The organism is Schlegelella aquatica, assembly GCF_026013905.1.
Taxonomy (GTDB): Bacteria; Pseudomonadota; Gammaproteobacteria; order Burkholderiales; family Burkholderiaceae_C; genus Caldimonas; species Caldimonas aquatica.
In genome coordinates this window covers 295,761-312,320 of record NZ_CP110257.1, presented here as the reverse complement: position 1 = coordinate 312,320, position 16,560 = coordinate 295,761, and the positions used below count along the sequence as shown (strand labels likewise).

At 71.6% G+C, this 16,560-nt stretch carries 14 protein-coding genes; 11 read left to right on the top strand and 3 right to left on the bottom strand.

The window, feature by feature from the left end:
* Positions 1–22: 22 nt before the first annotated feature.
* Complete coding sequence (locus OMP39_RS01395; protein WP_264893038.1) at positions 23–721, top strand: hypothetical protein; 699 nt, start codon at positions 23–25, stop codon at positions 719–721.
* A 140-nt stretch (positions 722–861) separates the two neighbouring features.
* Complete coding sequence (locus OMP39_RS01390; protein WP_264893037.1) at positions 862–1,449, top strand: hemerythrin domain-containing protein; 588 nt, start codon at positions 862–864, stop codon at positions 1,447–1,449.
* A gap of 62 nt (positions 1,450–1,511) precedes the next feature.
* On the opposite strand, the gene OMP39_RS01385 is transcribed toward OMP39_RS01390, so the two are convergent.
* Positions 1,512–2,483: a potassium channel beta subunit family protein gene (locus OMP39_RS01385; protein WP_264893036.1), complete on the bottom strand. Its 972-nt coding sequence runs from the start codon at positions 2,481–2,483 to the stop codon at positions 1,512–1,514.
* 148 nt (positions 2,484–2,631) lie between these two features.
* Between OMP39_RS01385 and OMP39_RS01380 the strand changes: the two genes are divergently transcribed.
* Both OMP39_RS01380 and OMP39_RS01375 read left to right on the top strand, forming a co-directional pair.
* Entirely contained in the window at positions 2,632–4,032 is a 1,401-nt protein-coding gene (locus OMP39_RS01380) for an aminopeptidase P N-terminal domain-containing protein (RefSeq protein WP_264893035.1), read from the top strand.
* 6 nt (positions 4,033–4,038) lie between these two features.
* Positions 4,039–5,541: a sensor domain-containing diguanylate cyclase gene (locus OMP39_RS01375; RefSeq protein ID WP_264893034.1), complete on the top strand. Its 1,503-nt coding sequence runs from the start codon at positions 4,039–4,041 to the stop codon at positions 5,539–5,541.
* A gap of 74 nt (positions 5,542–5,615) precedes the next feature.
* On the opposite strand, the gene OMP39_RS01370 is transcribed toward OMP39_RS01375, so the two are convergent.
* Complete coding sequence (locus OMP39_RS01370) at positions 5,616–7,418, bottom strand: phosphodiesterase (RefSeq protein ID WP_264893033.1); 1,803 nt, start codon at positions 7,416–7,418, stop codon at positions 5,616–5,618.
* 148 nt (positions 7,419–7,566) lie between these two features.
* On the opposite strand from OMP39_RS01370, the gene OMP39_RS01365 reads away from it, so the two are divergent.
* Positions 7,567–8,745, top strand: coding sequence for an FAD-dependent monooxygenase (locus tag OMP39_RS01365; RefSeq protein WP_264893032.1), 1,179 nt, complete (start codon positions 7,567–7,569; stop codon positions 8,743–8,745).
* A 79-nt stretch (positions 8,746–8,824) separates the two neighbouring features.
* Here the strand turns inward: OMP39_RS01365 and OMP39_RS01360 are convergent, their stop codons facing one another.
* Positions 8,825–9,691 carry a ferritin family protein gene (locus tag OMP39_RS01360; protein ID WP_264893031.1) on the bottom strand — a complete coding sequence of 289 codons (867 nt, stop codon included), beginning with the start codon at positions 9,689–9,691 and terminating at the stop codon, positions 8,825–8,827.
* 852 nt (positions 9,692–10,543) lie between these two features.
* Between OMP39_RS01360 and OMP39_RS01355 the strand changes: the two genes are divergently transcribed.
* Genes OMP39_RS01355 through OMP39_RS01330 form a run of 6 tightly spaced genes read left to right on the top strand, consistent with a single transcriptional unit; the run spans position 10,544 to position 16,558 of the window.
* The gene (locus OMP39_RS01355; RefSeq protein ID WP_264893030.1) at positions 10,544–12,010 is read left to right on the top strand and encodes an NAD(P)/FAD-dependent oxidoreductase; all 1,467 of its coding nucleotides are present in this window, start codon (positions 10,544–10,546) and stop codon (positions 12,008–12,010) included.
* The gene (locus tag OMP39_RS01350; RefSeq protein WP_264893029.1) at positions 12,007–12,792 is read left to right on the top strand and encodes a DUF1365 domain-containing protein; all 786 of its coding nucleotides are present in this window, start codon (positions 12,007–12,009) and stop codon (positions 12,790–12,792) included. Before OMP39_RS01355 ends, OMP39_RS01350 begins: the two co-directional genes overlap by 4 nt.
* Complete coding sequence (locus tag OMP39_RS01345; RefSeq protein WP_264893028.1) at positions 12,789–14,057, top strand: SAM-dependent methyltransferase; 1,269 nt, start codon at positions 12,789–12,791, stop codon at positions 14,055–14,057. The genes OMP39_RS01350 and OMP39_RS01345 overlap by 4 nt, the downstream gene beginning before the upstream one ends.
* 4 nt (positions 14,058–14,061) lie before the next feature.
* Positions 14,062–14,613, top strand: a complete 552-nt coding sequence (locus OMP39_RS01340) for a chalcone isomerase family protein (protein WP_264893027.1) — start codon at positions 14,062–14,064, stop codon at positions 14,611–14,613.
* The gene (locus tag OMP39_RS01335) at positions 14,610–15,989 is read left to right on the top strand and encodes an MFS transporter (protein WP_264893026.1); all 1,380 of its coding nucleotides are present in this window, start codon (positions 14,610–14,612) and stop codon (positions 15,987–15,989) included. Before OMP39_RS01340 ends, OMP39_RS01335 begins: the two co-directional genes overlap by 4 nt.
* Positions 15,986–16,558: a DUF3833 domain-containing protein gene (locus tag OMP39_RS01330; RefSeq protein WP_264893025.1), complete on the top strand. Its 573-nt coding sequence runs from the start codon at positions 15,986–15,988 to the stop codon at positions 16,556–16,558. The genes OMP39_RS01335 and OMP39_RS01330 overlap by 4 nt, the downstream gene beginning before the upstream one ends.
* The last annotated feature ends 2 nt before the right edge of the window (positions 16,559–16,560 follow it).

Sequence of the window (16,560 nt, the reverse complement as noted above, 5' to 3'; positions counted from 1 at the left end):
GAGCGCAAGAGAGGGTTGGACGATGAGCCTGCTGTCCCTGGCGGGGCTGGCCGCCAGTCTGGTGCTCATGATGCTGATGCACACCGGCGTGCTGCGCGCGGTGCGTGCCGTGGTGCTGGCGGCGCAGCCGCTGTCGGGCGCGCACGTGGATTCGTGCGTGTACCACCGCAGCAGTTGGACGCCCGGCGAGCAGGACCTCTACCCGGTCTGGGCGGCGGTCGCCGCGGCGGGTACCGCGGTGTGGGCCGCGGTGGCGTTCGGCTGGGGATGGGGCTGGCCGCTGGCCGCGCTGGCCTGGGGCGCGGCGATGGGCTGGGATCTCTGGCGCTGGGAGCGGGTGGCTTGCAGCGTCAAGTTCGTCACATGGCGGCGCGGGTGGCGCCATTCGGCGCGGCGAGCGCCGGTGGCCCGGATCAAGGAGGTGCACGTCGTCGAGAAGCGGCTGCTGGGCCCGCTGGGCGGCTGCTACGTGGCCTTCGTGCTCGACGACGGCAAGGCCGTGAAGCTGCCGCACACCGTGCTGCCGGGCGGGCTGGGTGCCGTCGAGGACTTGGCGAACTTCGTGCGGCTGCAGATGCAGCAGGTCGAGGACGTGCGCCGCCGCATCGAGAACGAGCGCCGCCGTGCCGGCAAGCCGCCCCTGGACCCGACGGAGCGTGAGATCCGCGCCCGCATCAAGGCCTTGCGCCAAGCCAAGGCCAGCGAGGTGTCGGTGCGCTGAGGCGCCCGCCCCGGAATGCGTCGCTCGGGCACGGGCCGCAGCGCCCCTTGATCCAGCGCAAGACGGCCTGCGCCGCTGCATGGAATGCTCGGTCGCACACGCTGCCCGCGCGATGGCCGGGCCGCGCGAGGAGACGCCCCATGGCCGCCAATGCCTTCAAGATCATCCGTGACGAGCACCGCGCACTCGCCTCGGTGCTGCGTTCGCTCGTCTTGCTGCTGGACCAGTACCGGCGCGACGCCACGCCCCCGGACTTCGCGCTGTTGCGGGCGATGCTGTTCTATGTGGACGAGTTCCCGGAGCGGCTGCACCACACCAAGGAGTCCGAGCTGCTGTTCCCGATGGTCCGCAGCCGCACGCGGGAGTGCGACGAGGCCCTGGACCGGCTGGATCGGGAGCACGAACGAGGCGAGCGCGCCATCCGCGACCTCGAACACGCTCTGCTCGCCTACGAGATGATGGGCGAGGAGCGACGCGGCGCCTTCGAGCAGGCGGTGCGCAATTACGTGGACTTCTACCTCGACCACATGCACGTGGAGGAGTCGCAGGTGCTGCCGGTGGCCGAGCGCGTGCTGACCGAGGCCGACCGCCAGACGTTGGACGAGGCGTTCGCGCGCAATCGCGATCCGCTGGCCGATCCCACGCCGGACGGCGCCTACCGGCCGGTGTTCCTGCGCATCCTGATGAACACCCCGGCCCCGCTGGGGCTGGGCGCTGCGGCGGCCTGACGCAGCGCCCGGCAAGGGGCCGCCGCGAGGGCGCGCGGTGAGCGTCGGGCGCGCGGCCGCCGTCAGCGCGCCAAAGGCTTCGAAATCTCGTCGATGCGCTCGAGCACTTCGGGCGTGAGGCGAGGCAGCACCTCCAGCGCGCCCAGGTTGTGACGCAACTGCTCCAGGCGCGAAGCGCCGGTGATGACGGTGCTCACGCGCGGATGGCGCGCGCACCATGCGATCGCCAACTGCGCGACGCTGGCGTCGAGCTCGCGCGCGATCTCCTCCAGCCGCCCGACCGCCTCGTTCTTGGCCGGGTCGGTGAGCTGCTCGCGCAGGAAGCTGAGGTTCTCCATCGAGCCGCGACTGCCCGCCGGGATGCCCTGGCGGTACTTGCCGGTCAGCAACCCCGAGGCGAGCGGGCTCCAGGTGGTCAAGCCCAGGCCGATGTCTTCGTACAGGCGCGCATACTCCTTCTCGACGCGGCGGCGGTGGAACAGGTGGTACTGCGGCTGTTCCATCACCGGCTTGTGCAGGTGGTGGCGCTCGGCGATCTCCCAGGCCGCGCGGATCTCGTCGGCGCTCCACTCGCTCGTGCCCCAGTACAGGGCCTTGCCCTGGCGGATCATGTCGCTCATCGCCCACACCGTCTCTTCGATCGGCGTGTTCGCGTCGGGCCGATGGCAGAACACGAGGTCCACGTGGTCGAGCTGCAGCCGCTTGAGCGAGCCGTCGATGGCGTGCATCAGGTACTTGCGGTTGAGGGTGTTCTTCTGGTTGGGCCCCTCGCTCAGGCCCCAGTAGAACTTGGTCGAGACGACGTACGACAGGCGCGGCCACCCCAGCGCCTTGATCGCCTCGCCCATCAGCACCTCGCTCTGCCCTGCGGCGTACACCTCCGCGTTGTCGAAGAAGTTCACGCCGGCATCGAAGGCCGCCGCCATGCATTCGCGCGCCGCGCGGGTGTCGATCTGGTTGGCATAGGTCACCCACGACCCGTAGGACAGGACGCTGACTTGCAGGCCGGAGCGGCCGAGGCGGCGGTATTCCATGAATCGGTCTCCCGTGAATCGAGTGAATGAGGAGGGCGAGGTTCGATAGACTGGCGCTGAACCTTCGACGCCCAGCCGCCGGGACGGGACTTCGTTCGCAGCCTCGGCCCGGCGCCGGTCCCCAGCGTAGCCCCAAGCACACACCCTCATGGACCGCTCAGTCTTTGCCGAACGCCGCCGACGGGTGGCCGAGGCCCTTCGCGCCGCCGGCGGCGGCCTCGCCTTGCTGCCCACCGCCCCCGAGCGCCCGCGCAACCGCGACACGCTCTACCCCTTCCGCGCCGACAGCTACTTCTGGTATCTGACGGGCTTCGGCGAGCCCGAGGCCTGGCTCGCCATCGACGACGAAGGGCATTCGACACTGTGGTGCCGCCCCCGCGACCCCGAGCGCGAGATCTGGGACGGCGTGCGCCTGGGACCGCAGGCCGCGCCCGAGACGCTCGGTGTGGACCGCGCCTTGCCGGTCGAGACGCTGGACGAGCAGTTGCCTGCCCTGCTTTCGGGCCGGCCCGCGGTGTGGTGGCCGTTCGGCGTGCACGAGGGCCTGGAGGCCCGCATCGCGCGCTGGATCGAGGCGGTGCGCGCGAAAGAGCGTCAAGGCGCCGAGCCGCCGCGCGCTCAACGCGACCTCACGGCCCTGCTGGACGAGATGCGGCTGGTGAAGGACGCCGGCGAGCAAGCGGCGATGCGCCGCGCCGCGCAGATCTCGGCTTGCGCCCATGTGCGCGCGATGCAGCGCTCGGCCGCTTGGCTGCGCGAGGCCCCCGGGCAGACGTGGCGCGAGTACCACCTGGAAGCGGAGCTGCTGCACGAGTTCCGCCGGCAAGGCGCGCAGGCGCCGGCGTATCCGAGCATCGTCGCGGCCGGGGCCAACGCCTGCATCCTGCACTACGCCGCGGGCCACGCGCCGCTCGTGCCCGGCGAGCTGGTGCTCGTCGACGCCGGGTGCGAGCTGGACGGCTATGCGAGCGACATCACGCGCACCTTCCCTTGCGACGGCCGCTTCACCGGCCCGCAGCGCGAACTCTACGAACTCGTGCGGGCGGCTCAGGAGGCGGCCATCGCGGCGACCCACCCCGGGGCGCGCCAGCGCGACGCCCACCATGCCGCGGTGCGCGTGCTCGCCCAGGGCATGCTCGAGCTGGGCCTGCTCTCTCGCGAGCGGCACGGCAGCCTGGACGACGTCATCGAGAAGGCGGCCTACCGGCAGTTCTACATGCACGGCACCGGCCACTGGCTGGGCTTGGACGTGCACGACGTGGGCAGCTACGTGCAGGAGGACGAGCCTGCAGTGGAGCAGCCCGACGGCCTGGGCGGCCGCGTCGTCAAGAAGCCCTCGCGCATCCTGCAGCCCGGCATGGTGGTGACGATCGAGCCGGGCCTCTATGTGCGGCCGGCCGAGGGCGTGCCCGAACGCTACTGGCACGTGGGCATCCGCATCGAAGACGATGCGCTCGTCACGCCGGAAGGCTGCGAGTTGCTCACGCGCGGCGTGCCGGTCCACCCGGACGAGATCGAGGCGCTGATGCGCGAGACGAGAAAGGACTGACGCCGCATGACCTTCTTTGCCCCCGATACCGCACCGGCCGGTCCGGCCTCGCGCGTGGATGCGAACGACGACGAGCAGATGTTCGAGCTGGCGCCCGTGTCGCTCTGGCTCGAAGACTACAGCGCCGTGCGTGATCTCTTCGATGCCTGGCGAAGCGAAGGCGTGACCGACCTGCGCACCCATCTGAGCGCCGACCGCAGCCGCGTGCAGGCCTGCTCGCGCGCCGTGAAGGTGCTGCGCGTCAATCGGCGCACGCTGGAGCTCTTCGGCGCGAGCGACATGGCGCAGCTCGTCTCCCGGCTCGACATGGTGTTCCGCGATGCGATGTTCGACTCCTTCGTGGAGGAGCTGGCCTCGCTGTGGGAGGGTCGGGGCGGCTTCGCCAACCAGACCGTGAACTACACCCTCGACGGCCGCCCCCTGCACATCCTGGTGCATGGCAAGGTGCTGCCCGGGCACGAGGCGCGCTGGGACCGGGTGCTCGTCTCGATCGAGGACATCAGCCGTCGGGTGGAGGCGGAGCGTCAGCTCGTCGCGAGCGAAGCGTATGCGCGCGGGCTCTTCGAGCACTCGCCGGTGTCGCTGTGGGTGGAGGACTTCTCGGCCGTCAAGCGGCTGCTCGACGAGGCACGCGCGGCGGGCATCCAGGATTTCCGGACCTTCATCGACGTGCATCCCGAGTTCGTCGACCGGTGCATGCAGGAGATCCGGGTCATCGACGTCAACCGCCGCACGCTCGAGCTCTTCGCTGCCCCCGACAAGCCCACCTTGCTCAGGCGGCTGGGCGAGGTGTTCCGCGACGACATGCGCAACCACTTCGCCGAACAGCTCATCGAGCTGTGGGACGGCAAGCTGGTGCAGCAACGCGAGACGGTCAACTATGCGCTCGACGGCGACACGGTGCACGTGCACCTGCAGTTTTCGGTGCTGCCCGGCCACGAGGACGACTGGTCGCTGGTGTTGGTGTCGCTGACCGACATCACCGCCCGCAAGAAGGCCGAAGCCTACCTGGAGTTCCTGGGCAAGCACGACGTGCTCACCAAGCTGCGCAACCGCTCGTACTACATCGACGAACTGAACCGACTGCAACGCAAGGGGCCGTTCCCGATCGGCGTGATCGTGGCCGACCTCAACGGCCTGAAGGACACCAACGACCAGCTCGGCCACGCCGCCGGCGATGCCTTGCTGCAGCGCGCCGGCGAGGTGCTGGCCAAGGCGGTGGACCACCCGGCCTGCGCCGCGCGCATCGGCGGCGACGAGTTCGCCGTGCTGATGCCCGCCACCGACCGCCGCGGGGCCGAGCAGGTGTTGGAGAACATCCAGCGCATCGTCGAGCTCAACAACTCGTTCTATGGCGGCACGCCGCTGTCGTTCTCGATGGGGCTGGCCGTCTGCGAGGCCGGCGAACGGCTGGAAGACGCCATCGCATCGGCCGACGCGGCCATGTACGTGGCCAAGCGGCAGCACTACGAGTCGCAGGGTCGCGACCGCCGCAACTCCCGCTACTGATCCGCGCCCCTGATCGCGCCACCGGCCTGCGGCCGACCCGCGCGGCCCGCGCCTCGAGGGGGCGAGGTGCGCTTTCAGGCGGCGGCGCCGCCGTCCTCACCGCTGTCGACGACGTGCAGCCCGCAGGCGCGCGCCTTGGCGATGCGCTTGGCCGAGGCGGCGGCGCTGGCCACCGCATCGGGGTCGGTGAAGATGCCCGGCCGCACGCGCAGCGCGCCGATCGACAGCGTCGTGCACGGGAAAAAGCGCAGCACGCCGTGGCGGTCTTCCGCCTCGATGCCGCCGGCAGCCAGTGCCTGCGGGTCGAACAAGGCCAGGGCCCGCTCGTTGAACGACTCGATGATGTGCTGACAGCGATCCATCCAGTCCTCGCTTTGGAACAGCACGACGAAATCGTCGCCGCCGACGTGTCCGACGAAATCGCGTCGCGGGTCGCAGTGGGTGACGAAGGCGCGCGCCGCCAGGCGGATCATCTCGTCGCCGCGCCAGTAGCCGTAATGGTCGTTGAACGGCTTGAAGTGGTTGAGGTCGCCGTAGCAGGCGACGAAGTCGCATCCGCTGGCGAGCAAACGGCCGATGTGGTCGCTGATCGGAATGTTGCCCGGCAGGAAGGTCAGCGGATTCGCGTGGCGGGCCGCCTCGATCCGCAACTCGGTGACCGCGCGCACCAGCTGCTCGCCCGTGCCCAGCCCCCGATACCGGCCGTTCTCGGTGATGATGAAGCCGTCGGCCAGATAGCGCTGGTCCTCCGAGGTCAGGATGGCGGTGAGTTCCTCGACGCCGGTGTGCATGTCCACCAGCAGCGGCGTGAGGTTGGCGAACAGCGTGCACGGGCGGCGGCCGTACAGCTCCTTGAAGTAGGGCTTGGTGTAGCGGTCGAGCACCTGCTGCCGATTGAGCAGCCCGACCGGGCAGCCGTCCTCGACGATGGCCACCGCGTGCAGGCCTTCGTCGGCATGAAAGCGCTGGATCAGCTCGTCGTGGGTCGTCGACGGCGCGACGCTCGGCGCGTCGATGATGAAGCGCGCCGCCGTGAACCCGCGGTGCGCCACGCGGCGCAACTCGGGCAGCACGGCGATGTCACGGCTGCGCAGCACTTCGCAGGCGGCTTCGTCGGCGCGCCCCGCGGGGGCGTGGGCCGGGCGGCCGATCAAGTAGCCCTGGCCCAGCGCGATGCCCAGGTCGCGCACGACCTTGAGGTCCTCCGGCGTCTCCAGGCCCTCGGCGACCATCGTGGTGTCGAACACCTCGGCGATCTGCAGCAAGGCGCGCAAGGTTTGCAGCTTGGCGCCGTGCGTGGCCACGCCCTTGGCGAAGTACTTGTCGATCTTGACGATGTCCGGCTTGAGTTCGGCCCACAGGCGCAGGCTGGAACGCCCGTCTCCGAAGTCGTCCAGCGCCAGCCCCATGCCGGCGGAGTGCACGGCTTGGGCGGCACCCAGCAGCGGCCCGAAGTCGCGCACGTGCTCGTGCTCCGTCAGCTCCAGCACGACCGACGACGGGGCCAGCCCGTGCGAGCGCAAGACGCTGGCGCATTCGTGCGCGCTCAGTTGGCAGAACGCCTCGACCAGCGCGCGGGCGCTCACGTTCACGAACAGCCGGCCCGGCTGCCGGTGCGCGGCCCAGCGGCGCACCGCGGCCTTCACGCAAGCGATCTCGAGTTCGATCTCCACCCCTTGCCGCCGCGCCGCGGCGAACAGGGCGTCGGGCGACTCCCAGGGCGTGCCCCGGGGCCCGCGCACGAGCGCCTCGTGACCGTGGATGCGGCCGTCGTGCAGCTCCACGATGGGCTGGAAATGCATGTCCAGCGCGCCCGAGGCGATCAGCGACAAGATGCTGCGCTCGCCATGCACGGCCGCCAGGGTCAGGGGCTTCATCGTCGGTCCTCGTGCCCGCGCGCCGCTCGTGGCGGCGGCGTGTCCAGATGTAACCGCGATTGGAGCAGTCCGGCGTGACGGGGCGGTGACAGCCCGCGCCGGTGCCGATAATGGCGCCTTCGTGGTGTGCACCGGGGTGGAGCCCGTCATGTCGCCGAGCAAGATCGATCTGGCCATCATCGGCGCCGGCCCGGCCGGGCTGGCGCTTGCGCTGCTGGCGGCGCGCCAGCTGCCGGGCGCGCGCGTCACGCTGTTCGACGCCCGGGCGGCCGACGCGGACATCGCCCGCGATCCGCGCACCCTCGCGCTGTCGCTGGGCAGCGTGCAGCTGCTGCAGCGCCTGGGGGTCTGGCCGGCGGCGCACGCGCACCCGATCCGCAGCGTGCACGTCTCGCAACAGCTGCCCACGCCGTGGCCGGGCGGGTTCAGCGATCCCGAGGTGGTGATCGAGGCCGAGCGCGAGCGCGTGCCGATGTTGGGCGCGGTGCTGGCCTACGGGCAGCTCGTCGCGCCGATGCAGCGCGCGTGGCAGGAGGCCGTCGCGCGCGAGCCGCACCGCTTGGCGAGCCGTTTCGGCCGCAAGGTGTCTGCCGTCAAGCCGCTGGCCGGGGCGGTGGAGGTGGACGCGGACATCGTGGAGCGCTACGACCTCGCGGTGATCGCCGAAGGCGGCGTCTTTGCCGAGCAGGCGCGCAAGAGCGTGGTGCACGACTACCGGCAAACCGCCTGGGTGGGGCAGGTGGATCTCCGCGGCCTGCCGCCGGGCATGGCGTTCGAGCGCTTCACGTCCCAGGGCCCGGCCGCCTTGCTACCTTTGGGGCCCGAGCGGGCGGCCCTGGTGTGGTGCGTGCCGAGCGGCGACGACCCGGTGCGCGAGCTCGACGATGCGCAGCGCGTGGCGGTGCTCAACCACGTCTTTCCCTCGCGCGCCGGCCGCATCGTCGGCATCTCGCCGCTGAAGGCGTTCGCGCTGGGCCTCAATGCCGAGCGGCGGCTGGTCGAGGGCCGCACGGTGCGCATCGGCAATGCCGCGCAGACGTTGCACCCGGTGGCGGGGCAGGGATTGAACCTCGGGTTGCGCGACGCCTACGAACTGGTGCGGCGGCTGTCTCGCGACGCGGACGTGGATGCGGCCTTGCGCCGGGTGGAACGGCACCGTGCGCCCGACCGCTGGGGCACCATCGCCGTCACGGACTTCCTCGCCCGCAGCTTCACGTGGCAATGGCCGGGCGTCTCGGCCTTGCGCGGATGGGGTCTGGCGGCGCTGCAGCGGCTGCAGCCGGCCAAGTCGCTGCTGGCGCGGCAGATGATGTTCGGGCGGCGGTAGCGTCCGGAGCGCGGCAGGCCGCCCGTGGGCCCGGCCCGCGGCCGCGGCGCCCCCAACGCCGCCGCGGGAGGACGCGCCGTCAGGCGGTCTGCAGCTGCCCGCCCTGGCCGGCCGCGCCCAGCCGGCTCACCAGTTCCTTGCGGAAGCGGTTGAGCTCCTGCACGCTCGCGAAGCTGCGCTCCATCAACAGGCTCATGTTGTGCAGGATGCGCTCGACCACCTTGTTCTCCCACACGGCGTCGAATTGGATCTGCTTGTCGAGCCAGCGCTCCAGCCACTCCGGGTCCGGCAGGCGCGACTGCACGGTGTCGCGCGGGAAGAGCTTCTCGTTGACGTGCAGGTTGGTCGGGTGCAGCGCCTGCGCGGTGCGGCGGGCGCTGGCCATCAGCACGCCGACTTTGGCGAAGGCCGCCTTGGCTTCGTCACCGAAGCGGCCGATCGCCCGCTTCATGTAGCGCAGATAGGCGCCGCCGTGGCGCGCCTCGTCGCGCGCCAGCGTCTCGTAGATCGCCTTGATCACCGGCTCGGTGTGCCACTCGGCCGCACGGCGGTACCAGTGGTTCAGCCGCACCTCGCCGCAGAAGTGCAGCATCAGCGTCTCGAGCGCCGGCGCGGGGTCGAACTCGAAGCGCACCTCGTGCAGCTCCTGCTCGGTGGGCACCAGGTCGGGGCGGAAGCGGCGCAGGTACTCCATCAGCACCAGCGAGTGCTTTTGCTCCTCGAAGAACCACACGCTCATGAAGGCCGAGAAGTCGCTGTCGTCGCGGTTGTCGCGCAGAAACATCTCGGTGGCCGGCAGCGCCGCCCACTCGGTGATGGCGTTCATCTTGATGGTGTGTGCCTGCTCGTCGCTGAGCTTGGACGCGTCGAACCGGTCCCACGGGATGTCGCGCTCCATGTTCCAGCGCACGGCCTCCAGTTGTTTGAACAGTTCGGGATACAGCAAGGGCGGTTCCTAGGGACGGGATGAAGTGACAACACAAGGGGCGCACGCCGGGGCCGGCGCCGGTTCGCGCGCGGACCGGCCTTCACGGCCACCGCGCAAGCACATACCGGGCCTACTCGCGCCGCACGGCCGGCCGGGCTGGGCTCCAGCAGACCAGAGGCCCCCCGGCGCGCCTCGCGCGGGTGAGCCCGCAACGGCAGGCGTGATTGTCCAGGAAGTGCCCCCGCCACGTCGTGAAAGGGCCGGCGCGGCGCCCGATTTTTGTGGTCTGGACGCGAACGGCCTGCTGCGCGCGCAGCGGATGTCGCCCCTGCGCCGCCCGCCCGCGCGTCCCTGCTGCGCGCGATCCGGGCCCGCGGACCGTCGCGGGGGAAGAACCACCCGCCCCGAGCAGCGCCGTGCGGCTGCCAACAACCCCACACACCGTGAGGGCAAGGGATGACTGAACCATATAAATACAATACCGTTCAGTCACGATAAATACTAGCCAGTTCAAACTGCGAGATTCCTGTCCATGATCCGCATCCGGCTCGCCGCCCCCGTCCGCTTTGCGACCACTGTATGCAACGGAATGTTGCTCCTGTTGCAGCGCGACGGTTTGCATGGAACTTTCGCCCGCGACACTTGTCATAGTTCCAGCCGGGCGGGCCGCTACCGCGGTCGTGAGGGCGCCCCGGTCTGCAACGGTTTTTCGCTGCGAAGCCTTCCAGCCTGGCTGGATGCAATCCCGAAGCGCTTCTCCTCCTCCTCCCTCCCTCCCTCCTTCGCTTTGGGGCGCTTCGCAGCCTTTTCCCTTTTCCTGCCGGCGGCCCGGGATGGCGCGGGCGCGCTGCGACGGCCGGGAGCGGCCCGATGAGCGGCACGCGGCCCCGGGTGGCCGTCATCGGCTCGGGCATCTCGGGGCTGGCCTGCGCCTGGTCGCTGCGCGACGCGTGCGCGGTCACGCTGTTCGAGGCGGGCGAGCATTTCGGCGGCCACAGCCACACGGTGGACGTGACGCTGCCGGGGCCCGCAGGCCCATGCACCTACGGCGTGGACACCGGCTTCCTGGTGTTCAACCCTCGCACCTATCCGCGCCTGGTCGAGCTGTTCGATGAATTGGGCGTGCTCACCAGCGCGTCGGACATGTCCTTCTCGGTGCAGGTGCCCGACGTGGGGTTGGAATGGTCGGGCAGCGACCTGGACACCGTGTTCGCGCAGCGTGCCAACCTGTGGCGACCGGCCTTTTGGGGCATGCTGCGCGACATCCTGCGCTTCAACCGCCTCGCCACGCGCGCGGCCGAGCAGGGCGAGGATGCCGTCCTGCGCGAACCCGTCGGTGACTTCCTGGCGCGCCACCGCTTCGGTGCGGCCTTCCGCGATTGGTACTTCCTGCCGATGATCGGATGCATCTGGTCGTGCCCCACCGACCAGATGCTGCGCTTTCCCGTCGGCACGATGATCCGCTTCTGCCACAACCACGGGTTGCTGCAACTGCAGGACCGCCCGCAGTGGTACACCGTGACGGGCGGCTCGCGCGAGTACGTGCGCAAGATGGTCGCGCAGCTGCCCGACGCGCGCCTGCGCACGCCGGTGCACCGGGTGCGCCGGCTCGGCGCAGGCGCCGGCGTGGCCTTGGCCACCGCCGACGGCGCGGAGCATTTCGACGAGGTGGTGTTTGCCTGCCACGCCGACCAGGCGCTGGCGCTGCTGGAGGATGCGACGTCCGACGAGCGCCGGGTGCTGGGGCGCATTCGCTATCGGCCGAACCGGGCGGTGCTGCACACGGACGCCGCCGTGTTGCCCCGGCGCCGCAAGGCGTGGGCCGCCTGGAACTACGAGCGTGCGGCGCAGGAGGGCCCGGGGCGCGCGGGCGTCGGGCGGGCGCCTCGCAGCCGTGCCGGGCAAGACCGGGCCGACTCGGGCGGGGTGTGCCTGCACTACCTGCTCAACCGACTGCAACCGCTGCCCTTCTCGCAGCCGGTGATCGTGACCTTGAACCCCGCACGGGAACCTGCGCCGTCGCAGGTGCTGCGCGAGTTCGAGTACGCGCACCCGGTGTTCGACCAGGCGGCGATCGATGCCCAGCACGAAGTGCCCGCGCTGCAGGGCCGCGTCCACACCTGGTATTGCGGCGCCTGGACGGGCTACGGCTTCCACGAGGACGGCTTGCGCTCGGGCCTGGAGGTGGCGCGCGGGGTGCGAGGGTCCTACCGGTTGCCGGGCGCCCTCCCGCTGGGCGAGCCCGCGACCTCGCCCGTGCGCCCCGGGGATGCGGCGCACGGCGGTGCGGTGCCGGCCAACGCTCGGATTCCTGCGGCCCGCGAGGAAGCCGCATGAGCCCGGGCGAGGCGCCCCCGTCCGGCTGGATCGGCCGCGGCGTGGTGCGCCACGAACGCTTGCGCCCATCGCATCACCTCTTCGAGTACCCGACCTGGTTCGTGCTGCTGCCGATGCGCGCCTGGCGCGACGGGGCCGCCTGCCCGCTGCCGCGCAACCGCCCCGGGTGGGCCAGCTTCTGGGACCGCGACCACGGCGAGGGGGGCGACGACAGCCTCGCGTGGATCGAGGCGGTGCTGCGGCACGAGGGCATCGCGGACGCCGACGGCGAGATCTGGCTGCACACCTATCCGCGCGTGCTGGGCTATGCGTTCAAGCCGGTGAGCTTTTGGTACTGCGAGCGGCGCGACGGCTCGTTGGCCGCGATCGTGGCCGAGGTGAACAACACCTTCGGCGAGCGGCACTGCTACCTGCTGGCCGGCGAGGACCTGCGCTGGGGCCGCGAGCTGCGGGCGCGCAAGGTCTTCCACGTCTCGCCGTTCTGCGGGGTCGAAGGCGCCTACCGGTTTCGCTTTCTGCGCACCGCCGGCCGGGCCGGGCAGCCGGGGCGCACCGTGGTGCGCATCGAGCACGACGACGAGGGCGGACCGCTGCTCAAGACCAGCGTCAGCGGCACGCTGGAGCCGCTGACTGGCGCCGGCCTGCGCCGCGCGCTGGCGCGCCGGCCGTGGCTGACCCTGGGCGTGATCGCGCGCATCCATTGGCAGGCCCTGAAGCTGTGGCGCAAGCAGGTGCCCTTCCACCGAAAACCCGAGCCCCCACGGAACTTCGTTTCCCGATGAACACCTCTGTCCTTTCCTCGCACCCGTCTTCGCCGAACCCGACCGCCGCCCCTCGCCCGCTGGGCGAGTGGGTGCCGCCGGCCGACGCGCCGCGGGCGGCGCGCGCGGCGCTGGCGCTGCTGCGCCGCCTGCGCCAGGGCACGCTGGAGCTGCAGTGGCCCGATGGCACGACCGGGCGCTGCGGCAGCGGCGAGGGCCCGCGCGCCAGCCTCGTGCTGCGCGACTGGCGCGCTTGCACCCGAGCCCTGAAGTCGGGCGACATCGGCTTTGCCGAGGGCTACATCGAGGGCTGGTGGACGACCCCGGACCTGGCGGCGCTGATGCGCCTGCTGGTGGTCAACCGCGACGCGATCGACACGCTGGTGTATGGCCATTGGTGGGGGCGGGCGTGGTATCGCCTGCGGCACTGGCTGCGGCGCAATTCGCGCGCGCAGGCCCGGCGCAACATCCATGCGCATTACGACCTGGGCAACGCGTTCTACCAGCTGTGGCTGGACCCGTCGATGAACTACTCCAGCGCCTGGTTCGACGGCGATGCTGCCCGCTCGCTGGAGCAGGCGCAACACGCCAAGGTGCAGCGCGCGCTGCGCGAATGCGCGCTGGCGCCGGGCCAGCGGCTGCTGGAGATCGGCTGCGGCTGGGGCGCGCTGGCCGAGACGGCCGCCGCGCAGTTCGGCGTGCACGTGACGGGCGTGACGCTGTCGACCGAGCAGCTGGCGTTCGCGCGCGAGCGGCTGGCACGCCAAGGGTTGGCCGCGCGGGCGGACCTGCGGTTGCAGGACTACCGCGACATCGACGACGGGGCGTTCGACGCGGTGTGCTCGATCGAGATGTTCGAGGCCGTCGGCCGCGAGTACTGGCCGGCGTATTTCGAGGCCCTGCGCCGCCAACTCAAACCGGGCGGGCGGGCCTGCATCCAGACCATCACGATCCGCGACGACCTGTTCGATCGCTACGTGCATTCGACCGACTTCATCCAGCAGTACATCTTCCCGGGCGGGCTGCTGCCCAGCCGGCAGGCGTTCGTCGAGCAGGTCCGGCGCGCCGGCCTGGAGCTGGTGGGCGAGTTCGCGTTCGGGGCGGACTATGCCGAGACCTTGCGGCGCTGGCGGCACCGCTTCCTGGACCAGGAGCCGCAAGTGCGTGCGCTCGGCTTCGACGACCGCTTCTTGCGCATCTGGGAGTTCTATCTGGCGTACTGCGAGGCCGCTTTCGAGGCGGGCAACACCGATGTCGTGCAGTTCACCTTGCGCCGGCCGGCGTGACGCGTTGCGCGCGCTGCTGGCCTCGGCGGCCGCCGCCGGCGCGTGGTGGCGGGTGCCGCAGGCCCAGGCGGCCACCGCTTCCAGCGCGGCGGCGCCCCCGCCCGCGGCCGGATGGCGTCTGCAGGGGCAGGCGCGGCTGCGGCTGTTCGGCTTCTCGGTCTACGACGCGGCCCTGTGGGCGCCCGACGGCTTCGATCCGGCCGCCTATGAGCAGTGGCCGTTCGCCCTGGAACTGCGTTACCTGCGCAACTTCGACGGCCGCGCGATCGCCCAGCGCTCGCTGGAGGAGATCCAGCGCCTGGCGCCGGTGGACACCGAGCGGACGCAGCGCTGGCTGGCCGCGATGCGGCGCGCGTTTCCGGACGTGAACGCGGGCGACCGCATCGCCGGCGTGCATCTGCCCGGGCAAGGGGCGCGCTTCTTCCACAACGGCCGGGAGCGCCCGGGCATCGACGATGCGGAGTTCGCGGTGCTGTTCTTCGGCATCTGGTTGTCGCCGCGCACCTCGGTGCCCGGCTTCCGCGCACGCCTGCTCTGCGGCGGGAGCCCGCCATGAGCCCCGGCGACGGGCCGGGGGCGGTGGCCGGGGGGGCGGTGCGGGCCGCCGCGTCGTCGCCCGCCGCGGGCGGCGGGCAGCGGCCTTGGCGGCTGCGCGACGGGCTGTCGTACGGCGCGCTGGGCCTGCCGCTGGCCTTCGTCGCGCTGCCGCTGTATGTGGTGTGGCCGGCGCACTACGCCGCCACGCAGGCGGTGTCGCTGGCCGCGCTGGGGGCGGTGCTGCTGGCCGCGCGGCTGTTCGACGCGGTGATCGACCCGTGGATCGGCCGCGCCGCCGACGCGCTGTTCGCGCGCTCGCCCGGTCACGCCTGGCGCGCGGCCGCGCTGGCCGCCGGGGGGTTGGCCGGCGGCTTCGTGGGGCTGTTCTTTCCGCCGCAGGGGCTCGGCGCCGGCACGGGCACGGGGCCGGTGGTGTGGGCCGCCGCGATGTTGGTCCCGACCTACGCGTGCTACAGCCTGGTGTCGGTCGTGCACCAGGCCTGGGGCGCCCGGTGGGGCGGCGATGCGCCCCTGCGCGCCCGCATCGTCGCCTGGCGCGAAAGCGCCGCGCTGGCGGGCGTGCTGCTGGCCAGCGTGACGCCGGCGCTGTGGGGGCTGCCCGCCATGGCGGCGACGTTCATCGTGGCGTTGGCGCTGGGGCTGGCGGCGCTGGCGGCCGCGCCGGTCGCGCCTGGCGTTGCAAGCGCGGCGGCGGGCACGCGGTCCCCGGCGGGCACGGCGCCGCCCTCGTTGCGCGAGCCCTGGCGCGTGCGCGATTTCCGCGCGCTCATCGCGGTGTTCGTCGTCAACGGCATCGCCAGCGCCGTGCCGGCCACGCTGTTCCTGTTCTTCGTGCGCGACCGCCTGACCGCGGGCGCCTGGGAAGGGGCGTTCCTCGCGGCGTACTTCGCGGCGGCGGCCGTCTCGATGCCGCTGTGGCTGGCCGCAGTGCGCCGCCTGGGGCTGGCGCGCAGCTGGCTGGCCGGCATGCTGCTGGCGGTGGTCACGTTCGCCGGCGCGGCCGCGCTCGGCCCCGGCGACGTGCTGCCCTTCCTCGCGGTGTGCGTGGCCAGCGGCCTGGCGCTCGGGGCGGACCTGGCCGTGCCGGCTGCGATGCTGACCAGCGTGGTGCGCAGCCACGGCCATGGCGGCCGGGCCGAGGGCGCGTACTTCGGCTGGTGGAACTTCGCCAGCAAGCTCAACCTCGCGCTGGCTGCCGGCGTGGCGCTGCCGGCGCTGTCGCTGTGGGGGTACGCCCCGGGCAGCCGCGAGCCGCAGGCGTTGGCGGCGCTGACGCTGGCCTACTGCGTGTTGCCTTGCGCGCTGAAGCTGCTGGCCGCCGCCAGCCTCTATGCACTGTGGATCCGCCCGTTGCGCTCAGGAGCCGATCGATGAACCTGCCCTGCCTGCCCGCCGCCCGCGGCGCGCCCGCGCGCCGCCGGGTGCTGTCGGCCCTCGCGGCCGCCGGCGCGTTCGCCCTGGTCGGTTGCGCCAGCCCGCGCATCGAGGACCATGCGAACGACGAGCCGGTGCTGGACCTGCGTGAGTACTTCGACGGCCGCGTGCGCGCCTATGGCGTCTTCCACGACCGCTTCGGCCGCCTGCAACGCCGCTTCATCGTGGAGATCGACGGCCGCTGGCAGGGCGACGTGGGCACGCTCGACGAGCGCTTCGCCTATCCGGACGGCACGACCAGCCGGCGCGTGTGGACGCTGCGGCGCGAAGCGGACGCGCGTTACACCGGGACGGCCGCCGACGTGGTCGGCACCGCGGTCGGGCAGGCCCGCGGCAATGCGCTGCGCTGGCGGTACACACTGCAACTGCCGGTGGGCGACCGCGTCTACGACGTGCAGTTCGACGATTGGATGTACCTGATGGACGGCCGCGTGATGCTCAACAAGGCGGTGATGAGCAAGTTCGGCATCCGCCTGGGCGAAGTCACGCTCACGTTCGTCAAGGAGTAGCC

Excerpts from the sequence above, each read along its gene's own strand:
- OMP39_RS01395 (WP_264893038.1), top strand. The coding sequence starts at position 23 with ATGAGCCTGCTGTCCCTGGCGGGGCTGGCCGCCAGTCTGGTGCTCATG.
- OMP39_RS01390 (WP_264893037.1), top strand. The coding sequence starts at position 862 with ATGGCCGCCAATGCCTTCAAGATCATCCGTGACGAGCACCGCGCACTC.
- OMP39_RS01350 (WP_264893029.1), top strand. The coding sequence starts at position 12,007 with ATGAGCCCGGGCGAGGCGCCCCCGTCCGGCTGGATCGGCCGCGGCGTG.
- OMP39_RS01335 (WP_264893026.1), top strand. The coding sequence starts at position 14,610 with ATGAGCCCCGGCGACGGGCCGGGGGCGGTGGCCGGGGGGGCGGTGCGG.
- OMP39_RS01385 (WP_264893036.1), bottom strand. The coding sequence starts at position 2,483 with ATGGAATACCGCCGCCTCGGCCGCTCCGGCCTGCAAGTCAGCGTCCTG.
- OMP39_RS01370 (WP_264893033.1), bottom strand. The coding sequence starts at position 7,418 with ATGAAGCCCCTGACCCTGGCGGCCGTGCATGGCGAGCGCAGCATCTTG.
- OMP39_RS01380 (WP_264893035.1), top strand. The coding sequence starts at position 2,632 with ATGGACCGCTCAGTCTTTGCCGAACGCCGCCGACGGGTGGCCGAGGCC.
- OMP39_RS01365 (WP_264893032.1), top strand. The coding sequence starts at position 7,567 with ATGTCGCCGAGCAAGATCGATCTGGCCATCATCGGCGCCGGCCCGGCC.
- OMP39_RS01345 (WP_264893028.1), top strand. The coding sequence starts at position 12,789 with ATGAACACCTCTGTCCTTTCCTCGCACCCGTCTTCGCCGAACCCGACC.
- OMP39_RS01330 (WP_264893025.1), top strand. The coding sequence starts at position 15,986 with ATGAACCTGCCCTGCCTGCCCGCCGCCCGCGGCGCGCCCGCGCGCCGC.
- OMP39_RS01355 (WP_264893030.1), top strand. The coding sequence starts at position 10,544 with ATGAGCGGCACGCGGCCCCGGGTGGCCGTCATCGGCTCGGGCATCTCG.
- OMP39_RS01375 (WP_264893034.1), top strand. The coding sequence starts at position 4,039 with ATGACCTTCTTTGCCCCCGATACCGCACCGGCCGGTCCGGCCTCGCGC.